The organism is Pseudonocardia sp. P1, from assembly GCF_000178675.2.
Taxonomy (GTDB): Bacteria; Actinomycetota; Actinomycetes; order Mycobacteriales; family Pseudonocardiaceae; genus Pseudonocardia.
Genome location: NZ_ADUJ02000001.1, coordinates 83,541 through 99,761 on the forward strand (window position 1 = coordinate 83,541; position 16,221 = coordinate 99,761).

Genomic DNA, 16,221 nt, shown 5'->3' on the forward strand with positions numbered 1-16,221 from the left:
AGGAACGCACCGATGTCCGAGCTGATCCCCACCATCGCCGATGGGGCCGTCGACGCCACCGGGCTCCGGCGCGTCTTCGGACGGTTCCCCAGCGGCGTCACCGCGGTGTGCGCGCTGGACGACGACGGCACCCCGGTCGGGATGGCCGCGAGCTCGTTCGTGGCCGTCTCGCTCGACCCGCCACTGGTCGGGCTCTGCGTCCAGCACACCTCCACGACCTGGCCGCGGCTGCGCGACCGGGCCCGGATCGGCCTGTCCGTGCTGGGCGACGGGCAGGACCGGGCCTGCCGCGCGCTCGCGTCGAAGCAGGGCGACCGGTTCGCCGGACTCGACCTGCACCCCACCGACGACGGCGCGCTGCTGCTCGGCGGGGCGTCGGCCTGGCTCGACTGCTCGGTCGAGCGCGCCGTGCCCGCCGGTGACCACGACCTGGTGCTCCTCCGGGTGCACCGGCAGTGCACCCACCCCGGCCGGGGCCCGCTGGTCTTCCACGAGAGCGGGTTCCACGCGCTGGCCGAGCTGGAGACGGCGTCGTGACCGCGGTCCTCGAACCCGCCGGGGCCGCCGCCGCGGCGCGGTGCGACGGGATCGCCGGCGCGCTCGCCGCCCTCCGGGCCGGGCGGCCCGTCCTCGTCGTCGACGACGCCGGCCGCGAGGGGGAGGGCGACGTCGTCCTCCCCGCCGCACTCGCCGAGCCGTCGTGGGTGGCCTGGGCGGTCCGGCACACCTCCGGCCTCCTGCGCGTGCCGATGGAGGCCGCCCGGGCCGACGAGCTCGACCTGCCCCCGATGGTGCGGCACGACACCGGCCACCACGGCACCGCGTACACGGTCTCGGTGGACGCCGCCACCGGCGTCGGCACCGGGATCAGTGCCCGGGACCGGGCCCGCACTGCCCGGGTGCTGGCCGACCCGGCGAGCGTCGCACGCGACCTGACCCGGCCCGGGCACGTGCTGCCGCTGCGCGCCCGGCCGGGCGGCGTCCTCGAGCGGGCCGGGCACACCGAGGCCGCCGTGGACCTCTGCCGGCTGGCCGGCCTGCCGCCGGTCGGCCTGATCGCCGAGCTCGTGACCGGTCCCGGCGACCCCGGCGCCGGCCGCACCGCGGACCGGGCCGAGATCGACGCGCTCGCCGGCCGGCACGACGTCCCCGTGCTGGACGTCGCGAGCCTCGTCCGGCACCGCCACCGGCACGGCGTGCGGCTCCGCCGCAGCTCGCGGACCACGCTGCCCACCGACCACGGCCCGTTCGACGTCGTCGGCCTCCTCGACGAGCCGACCGGCGCCGAGCACCTCGCGCTGCTGAGCCCGCACGCCGCCACCGACCGTCCCACCCTCGCGGTCCACGTCGAGTGCGCGGCGGGCGAGGTGTTCGGCGGCCGGACCTGCCGGTGCCGCCGTGAGCTGGACGACTCGCTGGCCGCCGTCGCCCGCACCGGCGGCGCGGTGGTCCACCTCCGGGCACCGGCCGGCGGCCGGGCGTCCGGCGGATGCGGGGGAGGGGACTTCGCCGGCGCCGCGGGGATCGCCGCCGCGGTGGCCGCCGAGCTGCGTCTCACCGCGGTCCGGCTGCGCCCCGGCCCGCTGCACCCCGACGACCTGCGCGCCGGAGGGATCGACGCCGTCCCGGCCGCCCCACCCCACGACGCCCCGCGGAGACCACGATGACCACCACCCTGCCCGGGCACCCGCTGCTCGTCGGCGGCCGGCCGGTCGCGACCGAGCGCGAGCTGGCCGTGGCCGATCCCGCGACCGACGAGGAGATCGCGCGGGTCGCCGACGCCGATCCCGCCCACGCCGTCGCCGCCGCGGACACCGCCGCGGCGGCACTGCCCCGCTGGTCCGGCCTCCCGCCCCGGCGCCGGTCGGAGATCCTCGCCACCGCGCACCGGCTGATGGTCGACCGCACCACGACACTCGCCGCCCTGATCAGCCGCGAGTCCGGCAAGTCCACGGCGGACGCCGTGGCCGAGGTCGGTTACGCGGCGGAGTTCTTCCGCTGGTTCGCCGAGGAGGCCGTGCGCTCCGACGGCGGCTTCGGCACGTCCCCCGACGGCCGCAGCCTCACCGTCGTCACGGCGCAGCCGGCGGGCGTCGCCCTGCTGATCACGCCGTGGAACTTCCCCGCCGCGATGGTCACCCGCAAGGTCGCGCCCGCGCTCGCCGCCGGCTGCACCGCGGTGCTCAAACCGGCCGCGGAGACGCCGCTGACGGCGCTCGCGATCCGGGACCTGCTCGTCGAGGCGGGCGCCCCGGAGGACGTGCTGACCGTGCTCCCGACGACCCGCGCCGGGGACGTCGCGGCCGCCCTGCTGGAGCACGACGCCGTCCGGAAGCTGTCCTTCACCGGGTCGACGCCGGTGGGGCGGCTGCTGCTGCGCCGGGCCGCCGAGCGGGTCGTGAACTGCTCGATGGAGCTGGGCGGCGACGCGCCCTTCGTGGTCTGCGCCGACGCCGACGTGGAGGCCGCCGTCGCCGGCGCGATGACCGCCAAGCTCCGCAACGCCGGGCAGGCGTGCACGGCGGCGAACCGCTTCCTCGTGCACGCCGCCGTCGCCGACGAGTTCGTGGAGGCCTTCGCCCGCGCGGTGACCGGGCAGCGGGTCGGGCCCGCCTCCGAGGAGGGCACCACGATCGGCCCGCTCATCGACCACCGGGCGGTGCGCCGGGTGAACGCCCTGGTCGACGACGCGATCCGGGCCGGCGCCGTCCCGGCACACGATCCCGCCGGGATCCCGGCGGCCGGCTCGTTCGTCGCCCCCCTCGTCCTCCGCGACGTCGCCCCCGGCTCGCCGCTCGCCGGGCAGGAGATCTTCGGCCCCGTCGCCCCCGTGACCACCTGGACCGACCCGGCGGAGATGGTGCGGATCGCCAACGCCACCGAGTACGGGCTGGCCGGTTACGTGTTCACCCGGGACGTGCGGGCCGGGACGGACATCGCGCGCTCGCTGCAGTGCGGGATGGTCGGGCTGAACCGCGGGGTCGTCTCGGAGCCGAGCGCGCCGTTCGGCGGCATGAAGCAGAGCGGCCTGTCCCGCGAGGGGGCACGGGAGGGGATCCGGGCCTTCCTGGAGACGCAGTACCTGGCGATGGCCTGACGGGACCCCTGGCATGCAAGTTAGGGTCCCGGCATGGGTGTGGTCACGGAGCGCGGCGGGCCCTCGACCGGCAGTGGCCGGGGCGCGCAGGCCCGGGTGCTGGACGGGTTGCGCGAGGCCATCGTCAGCGGGGCCCGGCAGCCGGGGCAGCCGCTCTCCGAGCTCGCGCTCGCCACCGAGTACGACGTCAGCCGCACCCCGGTGCGCGAGGCGCTCAAGCAGCTGCAGATCGAGGGTCTCGTCGAGATCCGGCCGCGGGTCGGGACCTTCGTGCGCGTGCCGAGCCGGCGCGAGCTCGTCGAGCTGTTCGAGCTCAAGGAGATGCTCGAGGGCATGGCGGCACGGCTGCTCGCCGCACGGGGCGACACCCCGGTGCTGGACCGGCTGGAGGACAACCTCGAACGGTCCGGCGCGGCCGTCGACGCCGGTGACGCGGGCACCTACGCCGACCTCGTCCACGAGTTCCACGAGCTCGTCGTCACCGGGGCCGACAACACCCGGCTGACCGCCCACTACCGCACGCTGATGAACCAGCTCGCGTACCACCGGCTGGTGTCGGCATCGCTCACGCGGCCCGGCCGGCTCGGTGCGTCGCTGTCGGAGCACCGGCGGGTCCTGGACCTGGTGCGGGAGAAGGACGGCTTCGGCGCCGAGTTCGCGATGCGCGATCACGTCCGCTCCAGCGAGCGGGCGACCATGTCCCTCGACGACCCGCTGCGGACCGCCCCGCCCACGGACGGGGACTGATGCCCGGAGACGGGCGTGCGGTGCACCCGCACGTCGGACGACCGGCCTGACCGTCCCGCGGCCGCCGGTGATGTTGCAGGATGGTGCCGTGCCGACATTCGCCGTGATCTACACCTACACCGACGACCACGACCGCAGGCTCGCCACCCGCGACTCCCACCGCAGCTACCTGGCCGAGCGGCCCGAGCTGCTCGTCGCCGGTGCATGGGCGCCGGACGAGCCCGCCGGCGGTCTGCTGGTCTTCAGCGCGCCCGGCCGCGACGCCGTGCAGGCCATCGTGGACGGAGACCCCTACACCGCCGCCGGCGTCATCGCCGACGTGCAGATCCGCGAGTGGGCCCCGCCGCTGGGCCCGGTCGCGGGGGCGCTCACCGGCTCGGGCTGACGGCGCAGGCGTCCTGCCGCGCGGGCCCGGAACGGTCGGGCCCGCGCGGTGCGGTCAGCCGACGACGCCGCGGTCGTGCAGTGCGCCGATCTCGGCCTCGGACAGCCCGAGCTCACCGGCCAGCACGTCGTCGGTCTCCCGGCCGAGCTGCGGCGCGTTCCCGGGGTCGCCGTGTTCGCCGTCCCAGCGGATGGGGGAGCGGGCGGTGATGCCGCTCGCCCCGCCGGGCAGCGTGAGATCGGCCAGCAGCGGGTGGACACCCGCCCGGTGCTCGCCGGCCACGTGCGTCATCCCCTGGTAGCGGCCCCACAGCACGCGCGCGTGGTTGAGCTCGGTCTCGACGGTCACCGAGTCCCGGGCGAGGAACCACGGCTTGAGCACGGCGGCGATCGTCTCGCGCAGCCGGTAGCGCTCGGTCTCGTCGGCGAGGTCGGCGTCGAGCGCCTTCTCCAGGGCGCTGAACACGGCCTCGGTGCCGGTGACCGTGACCAGCGCGTTCCACTGCCCCGGGGTGAGCGCGACGACCATGACGCGTTCCCCGTCGGAGCAGGCGAAGTCCACGCCGAAGCTGCCGTAGACGTGGTTGCCGTGCCGTGGCCGCTCGTGGCCGTGCTCCTCGGCCTCGGACAGCCAGCCGAGGTTCGCGACCCCGGCGAGCGCGACGTCGGACAGCGCGATCTCCGAGTACACCCCGCGCCCGGTCCGGGTCCGCTGGTGCAGCGCCGCGAGCACCGTGGTGGAGACCGTGAGGCCGGTGACCAGGTCCCAGGCGGGGAGCACGTGGTTGACCGGCGCCGCGCCCTCCTCGCTGCCGGTGATCTGCGGGATCCCGACCTCGGCGTTGACCGTGTAGTCGACCGCGGGGCGCCCGTCGGGGTAGCCCTGGACGCGGACGTGGATCAGGTCCGCGCGGCGGGCGGTGAGGGCGTCGTTGGCCATCCAGCGGCGGCCGACGACGTTGTCCACCAGCACCCCGCGGTCCTCGCCGGGGGCGGTGGCGAGGGCGAGCACGAGCTCCCGGCCCTCGTCGGACCGCATGTCGACGGTGACCGAGCGCTTGCCCTTGTTGAGCGAGGCCCAGTAGTACGAGTCGCCGGTGCCGTGCCCGGCGGCAGGCCAGCGTCCGTGGTCCGGGCCGCCGCCGATCGGGTCGATCCGGATGACCGAGGCGCCGAGCTGGGCGAGGGTCATCCCGCCCGTCGGTCCGGCGACGAAGCTCGCGCACTCCACGACCCGCAGGCCGTCGAGCGGGCGCGGGAGCCCGGCGGCGGGCAGGTCCTCGGGGGATGGTGTCGTCACGTCCGGTTGCACCTCTCGGGTCGTTCACGTGGGGTCGTGGGGGTCCACCGACATCCTGCACCGGTGCGACGCGGGTCGGGTCAGCCGGCGAGCACGAATCCGAGCGCGGCGACCGCGAACAGCACGCAGGCCAGGGCGGTGCACAGCATCGACACCCCGCCCCCGACGAGCGGTGTGTGGTCCGAGGCCAGGGTCCGGTGGACGTGCAGGTAGCGGCGTTCGGTCATGACCAGGAGTCCGACGGCGACGGCGAACCCGACGACCCCGGGCAGCAGCAGGAGCAGGTCCCCGGAGTCGCCCGGCAGGATGCGCATCGCGACGAGCGAGCCGGCCGCGAGGGAGATCGCCGTCCGCCGCCAGGCCAGGCCCGTGCGCTCGGGCTGCAGGCCGGCGTCGAACAGCGGCCCGGTGCGCTCGGAGCTCATCGGAGCAGCACGGCCAGCCCGACGAGGACACCGGCCGCGACCACCGCGATCCCGGTGGGGAGCGCCAGCGCGGGCGGCGGCAGCGGTCGTCGGAGACGCAGCGCCCGCTCGGTGGTGTACCAGCCGACCCACGCCTGCACCGGGGTGAGCAGCCCGGCGACGATCAGCAGGACCGACGCCGCGAGCCGCAGGCCCGGCTGCAGGTCGAGGCCGAGGGCCTCCAGTGCGACACCACCGGCGACGAGTGCCAGCGCGGTCCGGATCCAGGCGAGGAAGGTGCGCTCGTTGGCGAGGGTGAACCGCGGGTCGGGCTCGGTGCCCGCACGGAACAGCCGGGCCGGGAACCGCCGGTCGCGCCGTTCCGGCTCGACGGGCGTGCCGTCCGGTCCCGGTTCCGATCTTGCCACGTTCCCGAGGGTAGCTCCGGTCCCGGCGGGCAGCGGCCGGTGCCCACCGGCCGGCTCAGCGCGCTGCGGCCGGGACCCGGACGAGCTCCGCACCGGACCCCTCGATCTCGCCGGCCGCGGCGTCGCCGAGGCCGTCGTCGGTGATCACCGTGTCGACCTCGTCGAGCCGCAGCACCCGGTAGCGGGCGAACCGGCCGTACTTGCTGCTGCCCGCGACCAGCACCGTGGACCCGGCGGCGGCCAGCGCCGCGCGCTTCACGTCGACCTTGGCCTCGACCGGCGTGGTGACCCCGTGCCCGACGTCCCACGAGCTCGACGACAGGAACGCCACGTCCAGCGACAGCTCCTTGAGCGCGAGGGTCGCGAGCCGCCCCGCGGTGGACCGGTTCTCCCGCTCGACCCGCCCGCCCAGGCAGATGAGGTCCACTCCCGGGTGGTCGAGGAAGTCGGCGACGGTCGCGAGGTCGTTGCTGACCACCGTCAGCTCGCGCAGGTGCCCGAGGTGCGGGCGCATGGCCTGCACGGTGGTGCCCGCGTCGAGGTAGACGGTCATGCCGTCGGTGACCATGGCGGCCGCCGCGACGGCCATCGCCTCCTTCTCCGGCCGGTCGGCCACCGCCTTCTCGTCGCGGTCCGGCTCGCGCAGCAGCCGGCTCGCGAGCCGCGCACCGCCCGGTGTGGACTCCACGGCGCCCTGCTTCGCGAGCGCCTCGACGTCGCGCCGGACGGTCATGTGGCTGACGCCGAGCTGCTCGGTCAGCTGGTTGAAGCTGAGCACCTGCGACTGCCGGAGCAGCCGGAGGATCTCCTGCCTGCGTTGCTCGGGGATGAGCGGCGGGCTCGCCATGGCTACCTCCTCGACGATCCGACTGTAGTGCGCCCGCCCCACGGGCTCGCCCACCGCCGGGCCAGCTCGCGGGTCGCGTCCGGGGTGAGCTCGCGGCGCGGCAGCCCGGTGGTGAGCAGGGCGATCCGGCACGCCTCCTCCAGCTCGACGGCCATCTCGCACGCCTGCGCCGCGTCCGCCGCGGCGACGACGGAGCCGTGGTTGGCGAGCAGCGCCGCGCGCAGCTCCCAGGGGCACCCGCGCAGGTCGTCGCCCAGGCCGGGATCGCCCGGCGGCCGGTAGGGCAGCAGCGGGGTCTGCCCGACCCGCATCACGTAGTACGGCGTCAGCGGCGGCACCGCGCTCGCGTCGGACCACGGTTCCAGGCAGGACGCGGCGACGGCGTAGGGGGAGTGGACGTGCACGACGGCCCGGTGCTCCGGGTCGCGGGCGTAGAACGCCAGGTGCAGCGGCCACTCCTTCGACGGCCGGGCACCGTCGAGGTGCCTGCCGTCGAGGTCGAGCACGGCGACGTCGTCGGGGCCCAGCCGGCCCAGCGAGGTCCCCGACCCGCTGACCAGGACCCGGTCCCCGTCGCGGACGCTGATGTTGCCGCTGGTGCCGGGGCTCAGCCCGTCGGCGACCACCCGGGCGCCCGCGGTCAGCAGCGCGTCGACGGCGCTCACGCGAGCACGTCCCAGGCCGAGGTGAACAGGTCGTCGGGACCGAAGTTCCCGCTCTTGAGGGCGAGGGTGACCGCCCGGCCGTCCGCGGTCGTCGCGGCCGTCCAGCAGATGCCCGGGGCGATCTCCGGCCCGATCCGCAGCAGGCCGGCGCCGAGCGACCGGACCACGGCACCGCTGGTCTCGCCGCCCGCGACCAGGAGCCGGGACACGGTGCCGTCGGCGACGAGCGCGTGCCCGGCGGCCGCGAGCACCGCCTCGACGGCGGGGGCGACGGCGGCGCCGTCCACCTCGGCGACGACGTCGCCCGGCTCCGCGGTCGCGTAGACGACGGGCGCGGAGCCCACCGGCTGCTCCCGCACCCAGGCCGTCAGCCGCGCGGTCTCGGCGTCCGGGTCCCGCACCGCCGTCACCGGGTCGATCCGGAGCGACGGTGCGGTGCGGGCGGCGTCGGCGACCTGGCGCCGGGTCGCGGCGGAGGCGCTGCCGCACAGGGTCAGGCGGACCCGTCCGGGGGCGGCGGGGCGCCAGTCGTCGGCCGGGGTCCCGGGATCGGGCAGCCCCAGGGCGAGCCCGGAGCCGCCACTGACGACGGGTGCGCCGGCGACGGCCGCGCCGAGGACCCGCAGGTCGTCGTCGTCCACCGTGTCGACGACGACGTAGCGGCCCGCCGCCTCCGCGAGCGCGGCGCGTACCGCGCCGGGGCCCCGGCGGACCGTGGCGAGGTGGATCTCGTCGACGGCGTGCGGGGTCTGCGGGGCGAGCAGCTCCGCGACCCGGGAGCGGGTCATCGGCGTGAGCGGGTGGTGCCGCATGGGGGAGCGTTCCAGCAGCTCGGCGCCGACGAACAGATGTCCCTGGTAGACGGTGCGGCCGTTGGCGGGCAGCGCCGGCGCGACGACGACGGTGCCGGCCCCGGCGCGGTCGGCGACGGCGTCGAGCACCGGGCCGATGTTGCCGCGGTCGGTCGAGTCGAACGTGGAGCAGTACTTCACGTAGAGCCGGTCGGCGCCCCAGCCGCGCAGCCGGTCCACCGCCCGTTCCGACGCGGCGACCGCCTCGGCGACGGGCGCGGTCCGCGACTTCAACGCCACCACGACGGCGTCGAGCCCCTCGCGCACGGCGGGATCCGGGTCGTGCTCCTCGATCACCACGGCCACGCGGTGACCGTTGCGGCGGAGCATGATCGCAAGATCCGTGGCGCCGGTGAAGTCGTCGGCGACGGCTCCGAGCATCGGATGAGCCTCCTTGTGAAAATCTGGGGCATGTTTGTAGAAATCTAGATCCTGTGTCAGAGTCACGCCACCCCCGGTCCGGCCGGGGGACGAGAGTGCGGTGCCAGATTGGAGCAACGGTGATCCATCCCCATTCCGCACGGGCCCATGCGCCCGTCCGGATCGCGCTGACCGGGGCGAACGGCGGCTACGGCCGCACGTTGCTCGCCCAGCTGCGGCAGACCCCGGAACTGGTGCCGGCCGTCCTGGTCGATCCCGACGTCGACGGCCTGGAGCGGACCCTCGCCGAGCTGGGCCCCGGCTCCGGCGGCCCCACGGTGCTCACCGACGCCGCGGACGTGCCCTGGGACGGTGTCGACGTCCTCGTGGAGGCCACCGGGCGGATCGACGTCGGGACCGCATGCGCCGCGGCGGCCCTCGACCACGGCGTGCACGTCGTCATGGTCTCCAAGGAGGTCGACACGGTCGCGGGCGTCGCCCTCGCCGAGCGGGCCCGTGCCGCCGGTCGCGCCTACCTCCCCGCCGACGGCGACCAGCCCGCCAACCTGATCCGCCTCGTCGACTGGGTGTCGGCCACCGGGCTGGAGATCGTCGCGATCGGCAAGGCGGGGGAGTACGACCTCGTCCTCGACCCCGCGGCCGGGACCCTCGTCCAGAACGACGTGACCGTCGAGGTGCCGGCCCTGGCCGGGCTGCTGGAGCTGGGCACCGACGTGCGGGCGACCCTCGCGGCCCGCGCCGACGCCGTCGCCGGCCTGAAGCGGTCGGCCGCGGCCGACCTCTGCGAGATGACCGTGGTCGCCACCCGCACCGGCGCCGTCCCCGACCGGGAGGACCTGCACTACCCGGTCGCCCGGATCGCCGAGCTCGCCGACGTGTACGCCGCACGCGAGCACGGCGGGGTCCGCGAGCACGACGGCGTGGTCGACGTCTTCTCCGCGCTGCGCCTGCCCGGCGAGGCGAGCGTCGCCGGGGGCGTGTTCGCCGTCGTCCGCACCGGCGACCCGGTGACCTGGGAGATGTTGCGCGGCAAGGGGCACGTCGTCAGCCGCGACGGGCGCTACGCCTGCCTCTACTGGCCGTACCACGCGATGGGCGCGGAGACGCCGCTGACGATCCACGCCGCCGTCGACGGGTCCGGGCCCGCACCGCAGCCCCGGCCGACCACCCTGCTGGCCGCCCGGACCGCCGGTGACCTGGAGGCGGGCACGGAGTTCACCGTGACCGGCCACCACCACGAGATCGCCGGCGTCGCGCCGGTGATGGTGACCGCCGAGCCCGGTACCGCGCCGTACTACCTGCTCGCCGGGACCCGGCTGAACCGCGCGGTGCCGGCCGGTGAGCTGGTACGCGCCGACGACCTCGACGGAGCAGACCCGGGCGCACTGGCCGCGCACCGGGTCGCCGAGTCCGCCATGACCGGGACGGGGGTCCCGGCATGAGCGCCGAGGTCATCGCGCTGGTCGTGTTCGCGGCGGTGTTCGCGATCTCGGCGATCCGCAACGTGCACATGGGGGCGCTCGCGCTGGTGGCGGCGTTCCTCGTCGGCATCGGGGTGGTCGGGGAGAGCCTCGACGACATCCTCGCCGACTTCCCCGTCGACGCCCTGCTGATCCTGCTGGGCATCACCTACCTGTTCGGCATGGCCCGGGAGACCGGCGCCATCGACTGGCTGGTCGACCGCTCGGTGCGCGTGGTCGGCGACCGGGTCGCGCTGCTGCCGTGGGCGATGTGGCTGATCGGCACCGCCGTGGCCTGCCTGGGCACCTCGCACGCCGCGTTCGCGGTCGTGCCGATCGCGATGTCGCTGGCGACCACGCACCGGATCAGCCCCACGCTGATGGGCATCGCGATGAGCTCCGCGATCGTCGGCGGGGCGCTCGCGCCGACCAGCATCAACGGCATCACCGTCGGGACGGTGGCCCGCACGGCCGGGATCCCCTACGACGCCGGCCTGATGTTCTTCCTGTCGGTCGGGGTGAACGCCCTGGTCGTGCTCGTCGCGTTCCTGATGTTCGGCGGGCCGGAGCTGGTGCGGCGCTCGCGGGGTGCCGGGAACGGCGGTTCTGGGACCGGTGGTTCGGGGAGCGGCACGGCGTCGTCGACCGGGGGACCGGCCGGTGGCGGTGTCGCCACGGCGACGCGCGCGGAGACCGAACCGGCCCCGCCCCTGAACGGGCTGCAGATCGGCGTGCTCGCCACGCTCGTCCTGCTGGTGGTCGGGTTCTTCACCCTGACGATCCTCGACGTCGACGTGAACCTCGGCGTCGTCGCGCTCACCCTCGCGGTCGGACTCTCGCTCTGGAACCCCGAGGTCGGTCGCAAGGCCGTGTCGAAGGTCGACTGGGGCACGATCCTGCTGCTCGGCGGGATCCTCACCTACGTCGGCGTGCTCACCCGGCTCGGTGCGATCGACCAGCTCGGGGAGCTCGCCCGTTCGGTGAACGTCCCGCTGGTCGCGGCGATCGTGCTCTGCGTCATCGCCGGTCTGGTGTCGGCGTTCGCGTCCACCATCGGGATCCTCGGCGCGCTCATCCCGCTCGCGGTGCCGCTCCTGGTGGTCGGCGGCGGGCTGGAGACGACGGGCTTCATCTACGCGCTCGCGATCTCGGCGTCGCTGGTGGACTGCGCGCCGTTCTCCACCACCGGCGCGACGATCGTCGCCTCGGCGTCGGAACCGGAGCGCAAGGTGCTCTCCAACCGGCTGACGGTGTGGGGCTTCGCGATGGTCCTCATCGGCCCGGCCTTCACCATCCTGACGATGGTGGTGCCCTTCCTGCTCGTGTCCTGAACCGCCCCGCCCCGCCCCGTTGCCACGTTCCACGGAACGCGGCAAGGGCCGTGGCGCTCACCGAACCTGCCCGCGCTCACGCGATCCGATGAGCGCGGGCAGGTTCGGTGAGCGGCGCCGATCCGGTGAGCGTGCAGGTCGCGGCCCCGTGGCGGGTCCGGGCGTGGCGACCAGGTCCGGCTGTGTTCGCCGAGTCCGGCACGCTCGCCGAGTCCGGCCGCGCTCACGGAACCCGGCCACGCTCACGCGATCCGGTGAGCGTCGGCGGATCCGGTGAGCGCGGTGGTCGGCGCCCCCGTTCCGCGGGACGCGCAACGGGGGGCGGCGGGGCGGCGGAGGTGGCGGGGCGTCGGGCGGGTCAGGGCGGGCCCGGGGCGGACAGGGCTGCCAGCTCGGGATGGTCGAGCAGCGCCTCGACGACGGCGTCGACCGCGGTGCGCAGCCCGCTCGCCCGCCGCCGGACGACGGCGACGTTGCGGTGCACCGGCGTCGTCAGCCCGCGGGTGACGACGGCGTGCCCCGGCGCGACGGCCAGCGCGGGCAGCAGCGCCACCGAGCGTCCCGCCTCGACGTGCTGCAGGAGGAGCAGGTAGTTGCCGAACCGGCACGCGGTGCGGGGCTCGAACCCGGACTCGTGGCACAGCCGCGCCGTCAGCTCCGCCATGTAGGACCCGGGGCGGTCGAGGGCCCACGTCTCCGTCGCGCACGCGGCCAGGTCGACGACCCGGTGCCGGGTCAGCGGATGGTCCGGCGGCAGCACCAGCACCACGGGGTCCGTCCCGAGCGGGACGATCTCCAGGTCCCGGTCCCACGGGAACGCGACGTGGTCGGTGGTCGTGACGACGACGTCCAGCTCCCCGGTGCCCAGCGCCGGCCCGCTCTCGTGCGGCTCGGACTCGACGAGCTCGACGTGGAGGTGCGGGTGCGACGCCGCCAGCCGCTCCGCGGCGGGGACGGCGAGGGTGTGGATCGCGCTCTGGAACACCCCGAGCCGCACGTTCCCGATCGGCTCGTCGTGCAGGGCGCGCAGCTCGGCCTCGGCGTCGGCCATCCGGTCGAGGATCTCCCGCCCGCGCCGGGCGAGCACCAGCCCGGCCGGGGTGAGCCGGACCCGGCGCCCGGTCCGTTCCAGCAGGCCACTGCGCGTCTCGGACTCGAGCACGCCGAGCTGCTGGGACACCGTCGACGGGCTGACGTGCATCGTCTCCGCCACCGCCCGGACGGTCCCGAGGCCGTCCAGCAGGGTCAGCATGCGCAGCCGGTAGGGGTTCAGCACCCACCCATTGTGCGGCCGGGACGAACAGCAGCGTCGGCATCGTGCGATGGACGCGCACAGAACGGGTTCGTAGCGTCGGACCCATGACGGACACCGCGACCGCGCCCGCCGCCCCGACCGCCGGAGACGACGCCGCCGACCGGCACCTGGTCCGCTACTTCGGCCACGGCACGTTCAGCCCCGGCGTGATCGACCGCGCCGAGGGCTGCTCGGTGTTCACCGAGGACGGCCGCGAGCTGCTCGACTTCACCTCCGGACAGATGAGCGCGATCCTCGGGCACTCGCACCCGGAGATCGTGGCGACGGTCCGCGACCAGGTCGGACGGCTGGATCACCTGTTCAGCGGAATGCTGTCCCGCCCGGTGATCGAGCTGGCGCGGCGCCTCGCGGAGAGCGTCCCGGCGCTCGACAAGGTGCAGCTGCTCAGTACCGGCGCCGAGTCCAACGAGGCAGCGATCCGGATGGCCAAGCTCGTCACCGGCGGGCACGAGATCGTGTCCTTCGCCCGGTCCTGGCACGGCATGACCGGCGCCGCGGCGAACGCCACCTACGTCGCCGGCCGGCACGGCTACGGGCCCGCGGCCCCGGGGAACTTCGCGCTCCCGGTGCCCGACCGGTTCCGTCCGGACGTCGTCGACGCCGCGGGCGGGCTCGACTGGCGCCGCCAGCTGGACCTCGGCTTCTCGCTGATCGACGCGCAGTCCACCGGTGCGCTCGCGGCCTGCATCGTCGAGCCGATCCTCAGCTCCGGCGGGGTGATCGACCTGCCGCCCGGCTACCTGGCGGCGCTGCGCGACAAGTGCCACGAGCGCGGCATGCTGCTGATCCTCGACGAGGCGCAGACCGGGCTGTGCCGCACCGGTGACCGCTACGCCTTCGAGCGCGACGGCGTCGTCCCCGACATCCTCACGCTGTCCAAGACCCTCGGTGCCGGGCTCCCGCTCTCGGCCGTGCTGACCAGCGCGGAGATCGAGGAGCAGGCGCACGACCGCGGGTTCCTCTTCCTCACCACGCACGTGAACGACCCGCTGCCCGCCGCCGTCGGCAACACCGTGCTGGACGTGCTCGAACGCGACCGCCTGGACCTGCGCGCCCGCGAGCTCGGCGCCCGGCTGCGCACCGGGCTGGACGAGCTGGCGACGCGGCACCCCTCGATCGGCGACGTCCGCGGGAGGGGCCTGCTGGTCGGGCTGGAACTGGTCGACGACGGCGAGGCCGGTGGCGCGGGTGCGGACCGGCTCGGTGCCGCCGTGACCCGGCGGTGCGCGGAGCTCGGCCTGCACATGAACATCGTCCAGCTGCCGGGGATGGGCGGGACCTTCCGGATCGCGCCGCCGCTGACCGCGACCGACGCCGAGATCGACCGCGGGCTCGCGATCCTGGACGACGCCCTGACCGGCCCCCTGGGCCGGTGATCACGGATCGGGAGGTGTGGCGGCCACATGTGGCCGGATCCCTTCCCGATCCGTGACCACCGGGGACGGGTCAGGAGCCGCCGTGGGGCGGGTCGCCGGATTCGGGGACCAGGACGGGGGTGCCGGCGTGCAGGAGCTCGCCGCGGAAGAACGCCCGCAGCCGTACCGTGCAGGCCAGCATGAGGGGGACCCCGAGCACGATCATCCCGACGCCGATCACGAAGACCCCGCCGACCGGGCCGAAGCTGGTCTCGCCGTACTCCGGGTCGAGCATGTCGATCGCGCTCTGCACGAACGCCCACACCATGACCAGCCCGCCGAGCAGCGGCAGCAGCCCGCGCAGCAGCAGGTGACGGGCCGAGGTCAGCAGCGAGTCCCGGAACCACCAGACGCAGGCGAACGCCGTGATGCCGTAGTAGAACGCCACGGCCAGGCCGAGCGAGGCGATCGTGTCCTGCAGCGCGTCGTCGCTGACGAGGCCGAGGACGAGGTAGAACGCGATCGCCGAGACGCCCATGACGAGCGTGGCGAAGTCGGGCGTCCGGTTCCGCGGGTGGGTGCGCCCGAACCGCGGCGGCACCGCCCCGTAGACGGCCATCGCCAGCGCGCCGCGGGCGGTCGGCAGGATCGTCGTCTGTGTGGAGGCGGCCGCGGAGATCGCCACCGTCAGCAGCAGGACCGTGGTGAGCACCGGGCCACCGATCGGCGCGCCGAGCACGGTGATGACGTCCTCGGCGTTGGCCGCGTTGCCCAGCCCGATCCCCTCGGCGCCGAGCCCCGCGTAGGACTGCACGGCGACCGCCACCAGCAGGTAGACGGCGAGCAGGATCGCCGTCGCGAGCAGCGCCGCCCGGCCGGGGGTGGAGTCCGACCCGCGGGTCTCCTCGCCGACGGCGAGGCACGCGTCCCACCCCCAGTAGATGAAGATGCACAGGATGACGGCCTCGGCCAGCGCGGAGCCGTCGACGCCGACGGGGTTGAACCACTCCCAGCTCGGCGCGACCGCCTGCGGGCCGGCGTCACCGGTCGCGACCAGCACCAGCGCACCGACGGCGAGCAGCGCGAGCACGGCGATCTGGGCGACGATCAGCACGTTCTGGAACCGCTCGGACAGCACGATCCCGCGGTGGCTGATCCAGGTCATGACCGCGATGAACGCGACGCCGAGACCGACCTTGACCAGGGTGTTCTCGGCGAGGTCGTCGAACCCGGCCGCCCGCAGCGTGTAGATCGCGGAGATCTCGGCGACGTTGGCCAGGACGATGATCGCCGAGACCGCGACGCCCCAGCCGCCCATCCACCCGACCCAGGGCCCGAACGCCTTGGTGCCCCAGGTGAACGTCGTCCCGCAGTCCGGGACGGAGCGGTTCAGCTCGCGGTAGGCGACGGCGACGAACAGCATCGGCACGAACGCCACGAGGAACATCGCCGGCGCCTTGTCGTGCACGGCGAGCACGACGTAGCCGAGGGTGGCGGCGAGGCTGTACGCCGGTGCCGTCGCACCCAGACCGATCGCCGTGTTGCCCCACAGCCCGATCGCGCCCGTCCGCAGTCCCTTGCCCGGGGTTCCGGCGAGGTCGGTACCCGCCGGTCCGGGAGCGGTCAACCGGTCGCCCCGATGATCACGTGGTGGTT

The 16,221-nt window shown here is 75.0% G+C and carries 16 protein-coding genes; 8 read left to right on the top strand and 8 right to left on the bottom strand.

The window, feature by feature from the left end; genetic code table 11:
- Positions 1–12: 12 nt before the first annotated feature.
- The 5 genes from PP1_RS00410 (at position 13) to PP1_RS00430 (ending at position 4,229) form a co-directional block, all read left to right on the top strand.
- The gene (locus PP1_RS00410; RefSeq protein WP_010242162.1) at positions 13–537 is read left to right on the top strand and encodes a flavin reductase family protein; all 525 of its coding nucleotides are present in this window, start codon (positions 13–15) and stop codon (positions 535–537) included.
- The gene (gene ribB, locus PP1_RS00415) at positions 534–1,667 is read left to right on the top strand and encodes a 3,4-dihydroxy-2-butanone-4-phosphate synthase (RefSeq protein ID WP_075314325.1); all 1,134 of its coding nucleotides are present in this window, start codon (positions 534–536) and stop codon (positions 1,665–1,667) included. Before PP1_RS00410 ends, ribB begins: the two co-directional genes overlap by 4 nt.
- On the top strand, positions 1,664–3,097 hold the full coding sequence (locus PP1_RS00420; RefSeq protein WP_083697151.1) for an NAD-dependent succinate-semialdehyde dehydrogenase: 1,434 nt from the start codon (positions 1,664–1,666) through the stop codon (positions 3,095–3,097). Before ribB ends, PP1_RS00420 begins: the two co-directional genes overlap by 4 nt.
- Positions 3,098–3,130: 33 nt before the next feature.
- Positions 3,131–3,844 (top strand): GntR family transcriptional regulator, encoded by a 714-nt coding sequence (locus PP1_RS00425; RefSeq protein WP_010228177.1) that lies wholly within the window; start codon positions 3,131–3,133, stop codon positions 3,842–3,844.
- Between the two features lie 88 nt (positions 3,845–3,932).
- Positions 3,933–4,229 (top strand): YciI family protein, encoded by a 297-nt coding sequence (locus PP1_RS00430; RefSeq protein WP_010228175.1) that lies wholly within the window; start codon positions 3,933–3,935, stop codon positions 4,227–4,229.
- A 54-nt stretch (positions 4,230–4,283) separates the two neighbouring features.
- Here the strand turns inward: PP1_RS00430 and PP1_RS00435 are convergent, their stop codons facing one another.
- The 6 genes from PP1_RS00435 to otnK form a co-directional block, all read right to left on the bottom strand.
- Positions 4,284–5,528, bottom strand: coding sequence for a CoA transferase (locus tag PP1_RS00435; RefSeq protein ID WP_249265997.1), 1,245 nt, complete (start codon positions 5,526–5,528; stop codon positions 4,284–4,286).
- Between the two features lie 80 nt (positions 5,529–5,608).
- Positions 5,609–5,953, bottom strand: a complete 345-nt coding sequence (locus PP1_RS00440) for a DUF202 domain-containing protein (RefSeq protein WP_010228170.1) — start codon at positions 5,951–5,953, stop codon at positions 5,609–5,611.
- Entirely contained in the window at positions 5,950–6,360 is a 411-nt protein-coding gene (locus PP1_RS00445) for a YidH family protein (RefSeq protein ID WP_050802332.1), read from the bottom strand. Before PP1_RS00445 ends, PP1_RS00440 begins: the two co-directional genes overlap by 4 nt.
- Positions 6,361–6,415: 55 nt before the next feature.
- On the bottom strand, positions 6,416–7,207 hold the full coding sequence (locus PP1_RS00450) for a DeoR/GlpR family DNA-binding transcription regulator (RefSeq protein ID WP_010228166.1): 792 nt from the start codon (positions 7,205–7,207) through the stop codon (positions 6,416–6,418).
- A gap of 2 nt (positions 7,208–7,209) precedes the next feature.
- Complete coding sequence (locus PP1_RS00455) at positions 7,210–7,872, bottom strand: class II aldolase/adducin family protein (protein WP_010228164.1); 663 nt, start codon at positions 7,870–7,872, stop codon at positions 7,210–7,212.
- Positions 7,869–9,104: a 3-oxo-tetronate kinase gene (gene otnK / locus PP1_RS00460; RefSeq protein ID WP_060575806.1), complete on the bottom strand. Its 1,236-nt coding sequence runs from the start codon at positions 9,102–9,104 to the stop codon at positions 7,869–7,871. The genes PP1_RS00455 and otnK overlap by 4 nt, the downstream gene beginning before the upstream one ends.
- 119 nt (positions 9,105–9,223) lie before the next feature.
- On the opposite strand from otnK, the gene PP1_RS00465 reads away from it, so the two are divergent.
- Both PP1_RS00465 and PP1_RS00470 read left to right on the top strand, forming a co-directional pair.
- Complete coding sequence (locus tag PP1_RS00465; protein WP_010226474.1) at positions 9,224–10,546, top strand: SAF domain protein; 1,323 nt, start codon at positions 9,224–9,226, stop codon at positions 10,544–10,546.
- Positions 10,543–11,895, top strand: a complete 1,353-nt coding sequence (locus tag PP1_RS00470) for an SLC13 family permease (RefSeq protein WP_010226472.1) — start codon at positions 10,543–10,545, stop codon at positions 11,893–11,895. Before PP1_RS00465 ends, PP1_RS00470 begins: the two co-directional genes overlap by 4 nt.
- Positions 11,896–12,253: 358 nt before the next feature.
- On the opposite strand, the gene PP1_RS00475 is transcribed toward PP1_RS00470, so the two are convergent.
- Positions 12,254–13,171 carry a LysR substrate-binding domain-containing protein gene (locus PP1_RS00475; protein WP_010226470.1) on the bottom strand — a complete coding sequence of 306 codons (918 nt, stop codon included), beginning with the start codon at positions 13,169–13,171 and terminating at the stop codon, positions 12,254–12,256.
- An 83-nt stretch (positions 13,172–13,254) separates the two neighbouring features.
- Here PP1_RS00475 and PP1_RS00480 point away from each other — a divergent pair, with 83 nt between their 5' ends.
- Positions 13,255–14,586, top strand: a complete 1,332-nt coding sequence (locus tag PP1_RS00480; protein ID WP_010226468.1) for an aspartate aminotransferase family protein — start codon at positions 13,255–13,257, stop codon at positions 14,584–14,586.
- Between the two features lie 70 nt (positions 14,587–14,656).
- Here the strand turns inward: PP1_RS00480 and PP1_RS00485 are convergent, their stop codons facing one another.
- Positions 14,657–16,192, bottom strand: coding sequence for an APC family permease (locus PP1_RS00485; protein ID WP_010226466.1), 1,536 nt, complete (start codon positions 16,190–16,192; stop codon positions 14,657–14,659).
- Positions 16,193–16,221: the final 29 nt, after the last annotated feature.

What these genes read in the sequence shown, in the direction of transcription:
- PP1_RS00410 (WP_010242162.1), top strand. Translation starts at nt 13, where the DNA reads ATGTCCGAGCTGATCCCCACCATCGCCGATGGGGCCGTCGACGCCACC.
- PP1_RS00420 (WP_083697151.1), top strand. Translation starts at nt 1,664, where the DNA reads ATGACCACCACCCTGCCCGGGCACCCGCTGCTCGTCGGCGGCCGGCCG.
- PP1_RS00425 (WP_010228177.1), top strand. Translation starts at nt 3,131, where the DNA reads ATGGGTGTGGTCACGGAGCGCGGCGGGCCCTCGACCGGCAGTGGCCGG.
- PP1_RS00440 (WP_010228170.1), bottom strand. Translation starts at nt 5,953, where the DNA reads ATGAGCTCCGAGCGCACCGGGCCGCTGTTCGACGCCGGCCTGCAGCCC.
- PP1_RS00450 (WP_010228166.1), bottom strand. Translation starts at nt 7,207, where the DNA reads ATGGCGAGCCCGCCGCTCATCCCCGAGCAACGCAGGCAGGAGATCCTC.
- otnK (WP_060575806.1), bottom strand. Translation starts at nt 9,104, where the DNA reads ATGCTCGGAGCCGTCGCCGACGACTTCACCGGCGCCACGGATCTTGCG.
- PP1_RS00470 (WP_010226472.1), top strand. Translation starts at nt 10,543, where the DNA reads ATGAGCGCCGAGGTCATCGCGCTGGTCGTGTTCGCGGCGGTGTTCGCG.
- PP1_RS00480 (WP_010226468.1), top strand. Translation starts at nt 13,255, where the DNA reads ATGACGGACACCGCGACCGCGCCCGCCGCCCCGACCGCCGGAGACGAC.